The sequence below is a fragment of the Pseudomonas sp. PAGU 2196 genome (assembly GCF_022179005.1).
GTDB classification, from domain to species: domain Bacteria; phylum Pseudomonadota; class Gammaproteobacteria; order Pseudomonadales; family Pseudomonadaceae; genus Aquipseudomonas; species Aquipseudomonas kermanshahensis.
Genome location: NZ_BNTL01000001.1, coordinates 187,769 through 198,698, shown reverse-complemented (window position 1 = coordinate 198,698; position 10,930 = coordinate 187,769). Strand labels below are relative to the sequence as shown.

Here is a 10,930-nt window from a genome sequence, read left to right as displayed (position 1 = left end):
ATCATGCCCCGTGAAATCGCCTTCCATGGCGTATACATGCCCACCATGACCTTGATGTTCCTGTTCGCCCTGGGCCTGGCCTGGGGCCTGGACCGCTTCATCGCCAGCCATGACGGCTACCGCTTTTTCTGGCACCCGGCGCTGCTTCGCCTGAGCCTGTTCGTCTGCCTTTTCGGCGCCCTCGCGCTGTCTGTCTACTGGTGAGAAACCTTCGATGAAAAAGTTCTTCAGCCTGATCGCCACCCTGCTGGTGCTGGTGGCCGCCGTGGCGATCGGCCGCCAGTTGTGGCTGCACTACATGACCACGCCCTGGACCCGCGACGGGCGTGTACGTGCCGACATCATCAACGTCGCTGCCGACGTGCCCGGCTACGTGGTGGGTGTACCGGTCAAGGACAACCAGCGGGTGAAGAAGGGCGACCTGTTGATCCAGATCGACCCTGAGCACTACCAAATGGCCGTCGACCAGGCCAAGGCGCTGGTTGCCTCGCGCAAGGCCACCTGGGAGATGCGCAAGGTCAACGCCAAGCGCCGCGCCGACATGGACAACCTGGTGATCTCCAAGGAAAACCGCGACGACGCCAGCAACATCGCCAACTCGGCCCAGGCGGATTATCAACAGGCCCTGGCCGAACTGGCGGCCGCCGAGTTGAACCTCAAGCGCACGCATATCGTGGCCACGGTGGACGGTTATGTGACCAACCTGAACATCCACAAGGGCGACTATGCCCGTACCGGTGAGCCGGTGATGGCGGTGGTCGACGAGAACTCGTTCTGGGTTTATGGCTTCTTCGAAGAGACCAAGCTGCCGCACGTGAAAGTGGGTGACCAGGCCGATTTGCAGATGATGAGCGGCGAGCGCATCAAAGGCCACGTAGAGAGCATTGCCCGCGGTATTTATGACCGCGACAACCCCCAGAGCCGCGAGCTGATCGCTGATGTGAACCCGACCTTCAACTGGGTGCGGTTGGCGCAGCGCGTACCGGTGCGGATCCACATCGATGAAGTGCCGGAAGGGTTTTTGCTGGCGGCGGGGACGACGTGTACGGTGGTGGTGAAGCCTAGCGAGGGGTGAGTTGGCACCACGTTTCCAGCGCCTATGAGATCAGCGCCCCCGGGGCGGCGCTCGATTTGATAAGCGCTACAAATGTCATGGCGAACACCGGGTGGCCCAAACGCTCTTTAACCCGCAGCCCCCACCAACACCGGCACCGCAACCTGATCAATCACCTTCGCGCTGATCGAAGGATCCAGCAACCGCCCCAATCGTGACAGATGGCGATGACCCATGATGATCAGTTCGCAACGCAGATCTTGCGCCTTGCTGACGATGGCCTCGACCGGCTGCCCGGCCACCATGCAGCCCTGGCTGGTGAAGCCGGCGTCCTGCAACTCGCGCACGGCCTTGGCTACGGCGTGGTCGGCATGCTGTTGCTCCTCGCAGGCGGCGGGGTATTCCTCCAGTTCTTCGGTGGTGTAGGGCGCGGGTTGCTCGTGCACGGCGAAAGTGCTGTCGATGGCCAGCAGCACATGCAGCTCGTGTTCGCCGGGGCGGCAGTAGCGGCGGGCGAGGGTGAGCAGGGCGAAGGATGCGGGGGAGGCGTCGATGGCGATGAGGACCGGGGTGGGCATGGGAATCCTTGTCGAAGCTAAATGATGTGCTGGCTGTACCGGCCTCTTCGCGGGGCAAGCCCGCTCCCACAGGTTGGCCGCACAAACCTCGGGCATTGCGGGGTACCTGTGGGAGCGGGCTTGCCCCGCGAAGAGGCCGGTACAGCCACTGCATCACTTATGGCCCATCCAAAGCCCAGAATAAATGCCCCACCACGCACGACCTTATTGCGTCAGACGCAATCCTCCAACCTGCTACCATCGCCTTTCCCACAATTGCCACGGAAAACGGCCATGCAACTCCCGGACATGAACCTGCTCGTCGCCCTCGACGCCTTGCTTGACGAAGGCAGTGTGGTGGGCGCCGCGCAGCGCATGAACCTGAGCCCGGCCGCCATGAGCCGGACCCTGGGGCGCATTCGCGATGCCTTGGGCGACCCGATCCTGGTACGCGCCGGCCGTGGCTTGGTGCCGACACCCCGTGCGCTGGCGCTGCGCGAGCAGGTGCATGGGCTGGTGGAGCAGGCCGGGCAGGTGTTCCGCAGCCGTGACGATGTCGACCTGGTCAACCTGGACCGGGCCTTCAACATCCGCACCAACGACCTGTTCATTGCCCTGTACGGCGCCCAGCTGTTGCGCATGATGCTGGCCCAGGCACCGCGTACGGTGCTGCGTTTCGTGCCCGAGGGCAGTGGCGACGATGATGCGGTGCTGCGCAACGGGCATATCGACCTGATCATCAGCTCGGCCGTCGAGCTGGGCCCGGAAATCAAGGTGCAGAGCCTGTTCAACACCTACTTCGTAGGCCTGGCGCGCGAGGGCCACCCAATCTTCGATGCCGAGATTACCCCTGAGCGGTTCGCCGCCTACCCGCAGATCAGTGTGTCGCGCCGTGGCCGGGCCAATGGGCCGATCGATGTGGCATTGGCCAACCATAAAGTGGAACGGCGGGTGGCGCTGATCACCACGAGCTTCCATTCGGCGATGTTTTCGCTGCCGGATTCGGACCTGATCCTGCCGATCCCGGCCAACATCCTCAACAGTGTGCAGCGTTTGAAACTGCCCCTGCGCTCATTCGAGATCCCGGTGCCGTTGGAGAAGGTCAACGTCAAGCAGGCCTGGCACCCGCGGTTCGACAACGACCCGGCACACCGTTGGCTGCGCCAGACGTTGAAGGCGTGTGGCAGCTTCGACCCGTAACAGAGGCCGATTGCGTTTGGCGCAATATAAACCTGCCAACAAGTCAGTTTTCGTAAGCATTCGACCTTCTTAGACTTGCTCCAGCCCTGAAATTGTTGCTGGAGATGTATTCCCATGAGTTCCCTGACCGCGCCTTCTGCTGCGCTGGCTGCCGCCCCCGCGCCGGCCGCCCCCGTGCAGACGGCATTCGGCCTGCAGGTGGTGGTGGGGTTGTTTGGGGTGTTGCTGGCAGTGCTCTGTGCCGGCCTCAACGAGGCGGTGACCAAGATTTCGCTGGCCGATATTCGCGGCGCCATGGGCATCGGTGCCGACGAAGGCGCCTGGCTGCTGGCCGCGTACAGCGCGGCTTCGGTGTCGGCGATGGCCTTTGCACCCTGGCTTGCCACGACCTTTTCCCTGCGCCGCTTCACGTTGTCTGCCATTGGCGTGTTCGCCGTGCTGGGCCTGCTGCAACCGTTCGCCCCCAACCTGCACAGCCTGATGCTGCTGCGGGTGCTGCAAGGCTTCGCCTCGGGCGCCTTGCCGCCGATGCTGATGAGCGTCGCGCTGCGTTTTCTGCCACCGGGCATCAAGGTCTATGGCCTGGCCTGCTATGCCCTGACCGCCACCTTCGGGCCGAACCTCGGCACACCGCTGGCGGGCCTGTGGACCGAGTACGTCGGCTGGCAGTGGGCCTTCTGGCAGATCATCTTGCCGTCGCTGCTGGCGATGTTCTGTGTCGGCTGGGGCCTGCCCCAGGACCCGTTGCGCCTGGAGCGCTTCAAACAGTTCGACTGGCGTGGCGTGCTGCTGGGCTTGCCGGCCATCAGTTGCATCGTCCTCGGCCTGTCGCTGGGTGACCGCTGGGGTTGGTTCGACTCGCCGCTGATCTGCTGGCTGCTGGGCGGCGGCCTGCTGTTGCTGGTGCTGTTCCTGTACAACGAGTGGTCTGAACCGCTGCCGTTCTTCCAGTTGCGCATGCTCTCGCGGCGCAACCTGAGCTTCGCCCTGGTGACCCTGGCCGGCGTGCTGATCGTGCTCTCCGGGGTGAGCAGCATTCCGTCGGCGTACTTGGCGCAGATCCAGGGCTACCGGCCGGCGCAGACCAGCCCGTTGATGATGCTGGTGGCCATGCCGCAACTCATCGCCCTGCCGCTGACCGCAGCGCTGTGCAACATCCGCGCGGTGGACTGCCGCTGGGTACTGGCGATGGGGCTCGCCATGCTGGCGCTGTCGTGCGTGGGCAGCAGCCTGTTGACCTCCGAGTGGATACGCGGCGACTTCTACCCGTTTTATCTGTTGCAGGTATTTGGCCAGCCGATGGCCGTGCTGCCGCTGCTGATGCTCTCCACCAACGGCATGACCCCGCAGGAGGGCCCGTTCGCCTCGGCCTGGTTCAACACGGTCAAGGGGCTGTCGGCGGTGATTGCCGGCGGCTTGCTGGATGTCTTGGGCACTGTGCGCCGGCATTTCCATTCCAACCACCTGGTCGACAGCCTGGGCAATGCGCCGCTGATCGATGACAGCGCCGCCGGCCTTGCCCGGCGCATTCATGAACAGGCCCAGGTACTGACCTCGGCCGACCAGTACCTGGTGATGGCGTGCATTGCCGTCGCGTTGATCTGCCTGATTCCCTTTGTGCCTACCCGGATCTTCCCGCCGCGTGCGGTGGCTTGAGCCCGTGACTGAATTCGAGACTTAGAAATGACCAACAACCGCAAAACACTTTTCATCGGCTCGGTGCTCGCCGTGGCCGTGCTGGCCGGTATCGTCGGGCCTTGGATGCTGGGCAGCGATCACCGCCAGCGCACCAACGACGCCTACGTGATCGCCGATTACACCGTGGTCGCGCCCAAAGTCGCAGGCTTTATCAAAGAGGTGCTGGTCGAGGACAACCAGCAAGTCACGGCAGGCCAGTTGCTCGCGACCCTCGATGCCCGCGACTACCAAGCCGCGCTCGACGCAGCCCAGGCGCAATTGCTGGTGGCCAAGGCGCAGAGCGCCGATGCCCGCGCCACGCTAGAGCGCCAGGCCGCCTTGATTGCCCAAGCCGAAGCCGCCGTGAAAGCCGCCCAGGCCGAAGCGGCGTTTGCCGATCATGAAGTCAACCGCTACAGCCGCCTGGCCGAGCAAGGTGCCGGCACCGTGCAGAACGCCCAGCAGGCGCGCAGCGGAGTCGACCAGGCCCGTGCGCGCCTGGCCAATACCCAGGCCGCGTTGGTGGCTGCACGCAAGCAGGTGGACATCCTCAGCGCCCAGGTGGCCAGCGCCGATGGCCAGCTCAAACGGGCCGAAGCGGGGCTGGAGAAAGCCCAGCTCGACCTGTCCTACACGCGCATCATCGCACCGGTGGATGGCATGGTCGGCGAGCGCGCCTTGCGTGTCGGCGCCTATGTCAATCCGGGGGCTCGGCTGTTGTCGGTGGTGCCGTTGCAGCAGGCCTATGTGGTTGGCAACTTCCAGGAAACCCAGCTGACCCATGTGCAGCCCGGCCAACCGGTCAGCATCAGTGTCGATACCTTCTCGGGCGAGCAACTGCATGGCCATGTCGAGAGCATCGCGCCGGCCACCGGTGTGACCTTTGCAGCGGTCAAGCCGGACAATGCCACCGGTAACTTCACCAAGGTGGTGCAGCGCATCCCCGTAAAGATCGTGTTCGATGACGGCCAGCCGCTGCTTGCACGGCTGCGTGTGGGCATGTCGGTGGAAGCCACCATCGATACCCGCGGCGACAAACTCGAAGGCAAAGAGGTGAGCGCGCGATGAAACCGGCCTTTCGCTTGAGCCCGGTGTTGCTGGCGTTGCTGATGGCCGGCTGTACCCTCGGGCCAGATTTCAAACGCCCGGACAGCCAGGCCCCGCAACAGTGGGCAGGCTTGCAAGGCGAGGCCGCGGCCAGTCAGCCGCAGGCCGAACCGCTGGAGCTGCGCTGGTGGGAGACCTTTCACGATGCCCGGCTCAGCGCGCTGATCCAGCGGGTCGCCGAACGCAACCTGGACTTGCAGATGGCCAGTGCGCGGCTGCTGCAAAGCCGTGCCTTGCGCAGTACGGTAGCAGCGGATGAAGCGCCTTCGGTCGATGTGAACGCTGGCTACAGCCGCGCTCGCAACAGCGCCGAAGGGCTGAGTGACCCCTCGGGCCACGCGGGCAAATCGGCATTCAACCTGTGGCAGGGTGACCTGGTCGCGGGGTGGGAGCTGGACCTCTGGGGCCGAGTACGACGGCAAGTGGAGGCTGCCGATGCGACGGTCGAAGTGGCCGAGAATGACCGCCGTGGCGTGTTGCTGGCGCTGTTGTCAGAAACCGCCGGTAACTACATTCAGCTGCGTGCGGTGCAGCACACCCTGGACGTCACCCGTGACAACCTGAAGGTGGCGCAGCACAGCCTGAAGCTGTCCGAGAATCGCCAGGCCGAAGGGGTCGCCACCCGCCTCGACGTGGCCCAGGCCAGTGCCCAGGTCGCCTCCATCGAAGCACGCCTGCCCAGCCTTGAGGCCAAGCGCGACGACTTGATCAACGCCCTCAGCCTGCTAGCGGCCGAGCCGCCCCGCAGCCTTCAGGCACAGTTGCTCGAAGGGGGTGAACTGCCCGCGCCCCAGCAGCAGTTCGCAATCGGCCTGCCGTCGGAGTTGGCCGAGCGCCGGCCGGACATTCGCCAGGCCGAGGCGCGCCTGCATGCGGCCACCGCCAGTATCGGCGTGGCCAAGGCCGACTTCTACCCGAGCATTCGGCTGTCGGGCAGCCTGGGCTTCCAGGCCATGCAGCTGTCTGACTTCGGCGGCTGGGACTCGCGCCGCTTCGCCTTTGGCCCGCAACTGTCACTGCCGATTTTTGAAGGTGGGCGGCTCAAAGGCACGCTGGAACTGCGTGAGGCGCAGCAGCAGGAAGCCGCGCTCAACTACCGCAAGGTGGTGCTCGGTGCCTGGCATGAAATCGACGATGTGCTGCGCCTGTATAACGCCAGCCAATTGCGTCGCGACCATTTGGCCGAGGCGGTGCGGCAGAACCGTATCGCCTTGGAGACTGCCCAGCGCCAGTATGTGGAAGGGGCGGTGGACTTTCTCAATGTGCTGACCGTGCAAGGTGCGTTGCTGGCCAGCGAAGAGCAGTGGATCGACAGCTCGGCGGCGGTTTCCCAGGCGCTGGTGGGGCTGTACAAGGCGCTGGGTGGGGGCTGGCAGGCGTTTGATACACAGCCTGCGAACAAGGTTTGATAGGTGTTGTGGCTGTACCGGCCTCTTCGCGGGTAAACCCGCTCCCACAGGTACCGCACAGATTTTGAGCACTGTGCAGTACCTGTGGGAGCGGGTTTACCCGCGAAGAGGCCAGTACAGCCACTCAAAAATCAAAGCGGCCGCAGCAACCCAAACCGCTTGCGCAACACCCAGTCCAGCAACCGCCGCGGCAACAGCCCGGCAATCAGCGGCAATGCCGTGCTGCCATTACCCAGCCTGACCACTGCAGGCACCGCTGTTTTGCGTGTAGCCGCCAACACCCCTTGGGCAAACACCGCCGCAGGCGTCGGCCGGTCCTGCGATGCCTGCGCCCGTGCCTGCACATATTCGCGCAGTGGCCACCACGGCGAATCCGCAGCCAACACCTGATCGGCCTGGCGCTGGGCATTGCTGGCGAACTGCGAGGCGATCGCCCCCGGCTGCACTTCCATCAGCCGAATGCCAAACGGCGCCAACTCCAGGCGCAGGGCATCGCTCAGGGCGTTGACGGCAGCCTTCGACGCGCAGTAGGCCCCAGCGAACGGCGTGACCAGCACCCCAGAAACGCTGCCGATATTCACCACTAGCCCACGCGCGCGGCGCAGCAGCGGGAACAACGCGCGGGTCACGCCGACCACGGCGAAAACGTTGGTTTCGAATTGCTGGCGCATGGCGTCCACACCCCCGTCGAGCAATGGGCCCATGGCACCGTAGCCGGCATTGTTGATCAGCATGTCGAGGCGGCCGTGGCTTGCTTCCAGCTCCTCGGCCAGTTGGGTCAGGGCTTGGCCATCATTGACGTCCAGTTGCCGGGCGGTGAAACCGGCGGCGGCTAAATGCGCGACGTCTTCAGGTTTGCGGGCGGTGGCCCAGACTTCATGGCCGGCATCGCGGAAGGCGTCGGCCAGGGCGCGGCCGATGCCGCTGGAACAACCGGTGATCAGGACGGTGGGCATGGGAGATGGCCTTGAGTCGGGTAAGTTTGTGTTGCCTGTACTGGCCTCTTCGCGGGCAAGCCCGCGAAAGGGCCCGACCAGGCGACAGATCAATTGGCAAATGTACCCTGCAGATGCTCAGCCCGAAACTCCAGCGTCTGCGGCCGATAGCCAGAACGCAGTGGCGGCAAGGGCAGGCAATCCTTCCACTCGGCACCTGGCTGCAGCTCACCCGGCCCCCGGTAACGCGGCGCGCTGTAGGTGTTCTCGGCCAGGTTGACGGTATCGCCCGGCGCATACGCACCCACCCGCCAACGCAGTTCGGTCAGCGGGGCCTTGTTGCCGTTCTTCATGTGAACCTGCAGCGCACGGTCGGCGGGGCATTGGTCCGGGGCATAGCTAAGGCGCAAGTCCAAGCGTGCCAGTTGCGCGGCTTCGCGGGTGTCTTGCCAGGCCACGAACAGGGTGACCAGGCCGATGCCGCAGACGGCGGCCAGGGATATCGGCAACGCCTTCGCTGGGTAACGCAGCAGCAGTACCAGCCAGGTGAGAATTAGCAGGGCGCCGATGATCATGGAGACAACCTTGATTGCACTGATCTGGCCATCCTAGCACTTCTGCGAGTACCGCCGCAGCGGCCCCCATCCTAATCTGAAAACGCATTAAAACTGGCTGCCTTAGTTGGCATCTGTGTGACAGGCAGCGTGTTATCACTCATTAAAATCATCAGTTTTCGGAGTCAATCATGAGCGTACTTAATACCAAGACCGGCAACGCATCGGGTGCGATGACTGCCACCCTGCCAACAGGCGAGCAGTTCATTGCTCAAGACGTCTGGTTCGACCCGCTCGGCGGTGTGCTGGGTATCCGCAACCCCGCGCAGGGCGTTGAAGAATTCATCTACATTGGCTTCCCGTTGGGCATCAAGGATGGCGACCATTCCCTCGGTGAGGGGGGCACATCGGCCTACTTGGGGAGTGACGTATCAGGCCATGCGCACAGTGGCGTCATTCAAAGCCTGGTATGGAACCGAGAGGAGTGTGGGGTCGCGGGTCAGTTTGAATTCAAAGGCAAAGATGAATATGCGCGTGACTTTCACGTCTCAAAGGGTGTGTTTGATATTGCCTATGAAAAGCCCTCCTCTACGCTGCAGCGCAACACCGCAAGTGCTGCCTCTGCGGTGATCGTTCCAGCACTGAAAGATAATGCCGAGTTCAACGCTAATGAACGGGGTTACAGCGGTGACCGTGAGCGCCCGACGTTTGTCGCGGTCAAGCAGTCCATCGGCCTTGAGGGGGGCCTGCTGGCCTTGGGGGCGGTGTTCCTTCTGGAGTACGATCAAAACAACCAACCTTCGGTCAAGCGCGCCTTTGCCAGCGTCAATCACGGCTTGATTGTGGCTGAAGATTACGCCATTACCCAGTTGGCATGGGAGCCAGGTAAAGCCTTGTCCTTCGCCTTCACGCTTGCATTCCACTACAACGCACAGCCTTTCACCTTTCAGGCAGGCCGTGTCGACCTGAAGCTGTAAAACAGCAAAGCGGTCACCCAAAAGCCCCGCCTCTTTGCAGGAGGCGGGGCGGCTTCGCATCACTGCTTGATGGTCTTCATGGAGCGCACGCTTAGCCGGTAAATATCGGCACTGCGCAGGTGTTTTGGGGCCGGTAGGCGGGTTTTTTCCTAGCATTTTTGCCAGTTGCGCGTTCTTAGTAGACGCCTACAGTAGTGTTGTGTGTGAGGTGCTGGGCCTCATTTTTGTTCACCCGTATGAGGCGTTATGAGGAGTGGTGGTTATGATTTCAACTGAACTTAAAGCTGTAGCGAAGCTGGAGGGTTTTACGTTTAGTGAGAAAAGTGAGGAGCGTTGGATAAAGGTTCATTTTGATGGTGTGGAGGTAAAGTTTGATGGTCAATTTCAATGGGGTTATCGGGATATTGATAAGGACAGGGTAATTGCCGGTCAGGTGATCAAGGCGTCAGGTGATAAAGAGTGGTTTATTATCAATATTCCACTAGGGCTTCTAGAACTTGGAGGGCCTAATGTCGATATTGGCGAACACGATAGTGGACTGCCATGGGTTTTGCTTCTACAGACCGCTTCATCAACTACGGGTAAAATGTCGAATTTCTATTGGGAGGAAAAGGTAGTAATAACGGGTGAATTTGAATGTCAGCTCGTGGGCAGCGAACCAAAAAAACAAGCGATCTCTGTGACGCATGGTTCTTTCCTGGTGATCAATCCGATCCCTTGACGTTTATCCACGTAGCGCTGAAAAGCGGCGGCTCAGTACATCTCGCCCCGCACGTTAGTCAACGGTGAGGCGCTACGTTCGTTTTCTGCGATGGTCTTCACCGAAACCCCGCGCTCGACCGGCGTCGAAGTGCGCCCATACACATCCTCAAAGCGCTCGATGCAGCAGCACGCTTGCGCCTTCTGGGAGCACGGCGGACCTGACATTTTTACCAGTAGAGCCAAGGGGTGAAAGGTCGTAATGTCTGCCGTACCTTCAACAGGAGTAGTGACATGAAATTTACAGCTAAAGAAAAATGGAATGAATTCCGCAAAAAGAAAATGATCCCTGCCAAGGGTGTAGTCAGGGCCTATATAGATTACAAAAGTGGACCGTTGGATTTTACTTCAGATAAAGTGGAGTATCATGTCAGCGAAGGTGTCGCAAACATATTTGGATATACGGGTGATGTTGTAGAGCCTACTGCCTTTGTCGTTCTGTCGGCCGAAGTGGCAGCCAATGGGGATGTTGAACTGGGTGGGGATAATTGGTTATTAATCGGCGGAAAGGGTGCTTTTTATGATGTTCATTCAGGTAGCATCCGCGAACTTCAGGCCTCCAATTTAGGTGCACAGGCTGCGGCGTCCAAATTCAAAGGAATGGACGGTGATCCAAAGTTCGAGATGAAAATCTTGGAACTTAACGTCAAGCTCTAATCCCTCTCCCCAGCGAACTAGCAGCCTCGCCCCTGGCCTGGCCA

12 protein-coding genes are annotated in these 10,930 nt (G+C 61.7%); 9 read left to right on the top strand and 3 right to left on the bottom strand.

Annotated elements, in window-relative coordinates; all coding sequences use genetic code 11:
- Nucleotides 1–3: 3 nt before the first annotated feature.
- Together MFF34_RS00920 and MFF34_RS00915 are read left to right on the top strand one after the other, a co-directional pair.
- Nucleotides 4–204 (top strand): DUF1656 domain-containing protein, encoded by a 201-nt coding sequence (locus MFF34_RS00920; RefSeq protein ID WP_027595286.1) that lies wholly within the window; start codon nt 4–6, stop codon nt 202–204.
- Between the two features lie 10 nt (nt 205–214).
- Entirely contained in the window at nt 215–1,075 is an 861-nt protein-coding gene (locus tag MFF34_RS00915) for an HlyD family secretion protein (protein ID WP_238209599.1), read from the top strand.
- Between the two features lie 107 nt (nt 1,076–1,182).
- On the opposite strand, the gene MFF34_RS00910 is transcribed toward MFF34_RS00915, so the two are convergent.
- Complete coding sequence (locus MFF34_RS00910; protein ID WP_238209597.1) at nt 1,183–1,632, bottom strand: universal stress protein; 450 nt, start codon at nt 1,630–1,632, stop codon at nt 1,183–1,185.
- A gap of 273 nt (nt 1,633–1,905) precedes the next feature.
- On the opposite strand from MFF34_RS00910, the gene MFF34_RS00905 reads away from it, so the two are divergent.
- From MFF34_RS00905 to MFF34_RS00890, 4 genes are all read left to right on the top strand, one after another.
- Nucleotides 1,906–2,811 (top strand): LysR family transcriptional regulator, encoded by a 906-nt coding sequence (locus MFF34_RS00905; protein ID WP_099430398.1) that lies wholly within the window; start codon nt 1,906–1,908, stop codon nt 2,809–2,811.
- 114 nt (nt 2,812–2,925) lie between these two features.
- Complete coding sequence (locus MFF34_RS00900; RefSeq protein WP_238209595.1) at nt 2,926–4,467, top strand: MFS transporter; 1,542 nt, start codon at nt 2,926–2,928, stop codon at nt 4,465–4,467.
- Between the two features lie 27 nt (nt 4,468–4,494).
- On the top strand, nt 4,495–5,556 hold the full coding sequence (locus MFF34_RS00895) for an HlyD family secretion protein (protein ID WP_099430396.1): 1,062 nt from the start codon (nt 4,495–4,497) through the stop codon (nt 5,554–5,556).
- Nucleotides 5,553–7,004, top strand: a complete 1,452-nt coding sequence (locus tag MFF34_RS00890; RefSeq protein WP_238209593.1) for an efflux transporter outer membrane subunit — start codon at nt 5,553–5,555, stop codon at nt 7,002–7,004. The genes MFF34_RS00895 and MFF34_RS00890 overlap by 4 nt, the downstream gene beginning before the upstream one ends.
- A gap of 131 nt (nt 7,005–7,135) precedes the next feature.
- On the opposite strand, the gene MFF34_RS00885 is transcribed toward MFF34_RS00890, so the two are convergent.
- Together MFF34_RS00885 and MFF34_RS00880 are read right to left on the bottom strand one after the other, a co-directional pair.
- Nucleotides 7,136–7,960: an SDR family oxidoreductase gene (locus MFF34_RS00885; protein ID WP_238209592.1), complete on the bottom strand. Its 825-nt coding sequence runs from the start codon at nt 7,958–7,960 to the stop codon at nt 7,136–7,138.
- A gap of 89 nt (nt 7,961–8,049) precedes the next feature.
- On the bottom strand, nt 8,050–8,514 hold the full coding sequence (locus MFF34_RS00880) for a multidrug transporter (protein ID WP_238209589.1): 465 nt from the start codon (nt 8,512–8,514) through the stop codon (nt 8,050–8,052).
- A 170-nt stretch (nt 8,515–8,684) separates the two neighbouring features.
- Between MFF34_RS00880 and MFF34_RS00875 the strand changes: the two genes are divergently transcribed.
- From MFF34_RS00875 to MFF34_RS00865, 3 genes are all read left to right on the top strand, one after another.
- On the top strand, nt 8,685–9,470 hold the full coding sequence (locus tag MFF34_RS00875) for a hypothetical protein (protein ID WP_238209587.1): 786 nt from the start codon (nt 8,685–8,687) through the stop codon (nt 9,468–9,470).
- 262 nt (nt 9,471–9,732) lie between these two features.
- Nucleotides 9,733–10,191 carry a hypothetical protein gene (locus tag MFF34_RS00870; protein WP_238209586.1) on the top strand — a complete coding sequence of 153 codons (459 nt, stop codon included), beginning with the start codon at nt 9,733–9,735 and terminating at the stop codon, nt 10,189–10,191.
- A gap of 272 nt (nt 10,192–10,463) precedes the next feature.
- Nucleotides 10,464–10,886: a hypothetical protein gene (locus MFF34_RS00865; RefSeq protein WP_238209584.1), complete on the top strand. Its 423-nt coding sequence runs from the start codon at nt 10,464–10,466 to the stop codon at nt 10,884–10,886.
- The last annotated feature ends 44 nt before the right edge of the window (nt 10,887–10,930 follow it).